This window comes from Kitasatospora sp. MBT63 (assembly GCF_000710465.2).
Taxonomy (GTDB): Bacteria; Actinomycetota; Actinomycetes; order Streptomycetales; family Streptomycetaceae; genus Kitasatospora.
This window is the reverse complement of the sequence record NZ_JAIZ01000706.1, coordinates 1-974: the sequence shown is the minus strand read 5'-3', so window position 1 is coordinate 974 and position 974 is coordinate 1. Positions and strand designations below refer to the sequence as shown.

Genomic DNA, 974 nt, shown 5'->3' with positions numbered 1-974 from the left:
GGGGGGGCCGCCCCCCGCCGGTACGTGCCCGGTGACCAGCGCGATCAGGTCGAACTCCGGGCCGCCGGCGCCGGTCCGGCCCCGGGTCACGGCGTACGGTCGGACCATCGGACCCGCGTCCTCGTCGTACCAGCGGTCGGGCGACGGCGCATCAGGCGGCGCGGGCGGCGGTACGGGTGGGGGCCCGGGCGGATGCGGTGGGGGCGGCGGCACGGGCGGTGGGCCTGGCGGGCGGCGCGGCGGGTACGGCACCCCGCTCAGTCCCCGGCCGGACTGCGCGGCGGCGTGGACAGGTGCTCGCCGACCCGGCGGACCAGCCGGGCCATCTCGTAGGCGATCAGGCCGAGATCGGCACCCGCCCCGGCGAAGACGGCCAGGCAGCTGCCCTCGCCGGCGGCCGCGACGAACAGGAACCCGTGTTCCAACTCGACCATGGTCTGCCGGACTTCGCCCGCCTCGAAGTGCCGCCCGGCACCCTTGGCCAGGCTGTGGAAGCCGGAGGCGACGGCGGCCAGGTGCTCACCGTCCTCGCGGCCGATCCCGGCCGAGGTGCCCATCGCCAGGCCGTCCGAGGACAGCATCACCGCGAACCGGGCGTCGGCCACCCGGGCCACCAACTCGTCCAGCAGCCAGTTCAGTTCGCCCACAGGGCGGGTGGTGCCGATCATCGGTGCTCTCCTTCCGGTCCGATCGGGCGGACCGAGGCGGTGGGGCCGGTGGGGGTGTCCGGGTCGGCGGCGGCCCGGTGCGGGGCCAGGCCGCGGACCCAGCCCTGCCGGTAGGCGGACATCGCGGCCCGGGCCTGCTCCGGGTCGCGGTCGAGCGGTGCGGGGCCGCCGCTGCGGGACCGCGGGCGGGCGGGGGTCCCGCGGAGCTGCGGCGCGAGGCCGGCCTGGCGGACCCGCTTCGGCAGTTCGGCGTCCCCGGCGTCCCCGGCCTCCGCGGGTGCTCCGGGCGGTTCGGCGGCGGGGCCC

The 974-nt window shown here is 78.6% G+C and carries 1 protein-coding gene and 2 pseudogenes; all 3 read right to left on the bottom strand.

All coding sequences use genetic code 11. The annotated features are described in order from the left end of the window. A pseudogene (locus tag AA75_RS52875) lies at positions 1-213 on the bottom strand (DUF742 domain-containing protein); the annotation flags it as partial. Between the two features lie 44 nt (positions 214-257). After that, a complete protein-coding gene (locus tag AA75_RS36990) occupies positions 258-668 on the bottom strand; it encodes a roadblock/LC7 domain-containing protein (RefSeq protein ID WP_033824805.1) in 411 nt (136 codons plus the stop codon). Beyond that, positions 665-974, bottom strand: a pseudogene (locus AA75_RS36985) (hypothetical protein); the annotation flags it as partial. The pseudogene AA75_RS36985 and the gene AA75_RS36990, both read right to left, overlap by 4 nt.

What these genes read in the sequence shown, in the direction of transcription:
- AA75_RS36990 (WP_033824805.1), bottom strand. Translation starts at nt 668, where the DNA reads ATGATCGGCACCACCCGCCCTGTGGGCGAACTGAACTGGCTGCTGGAC.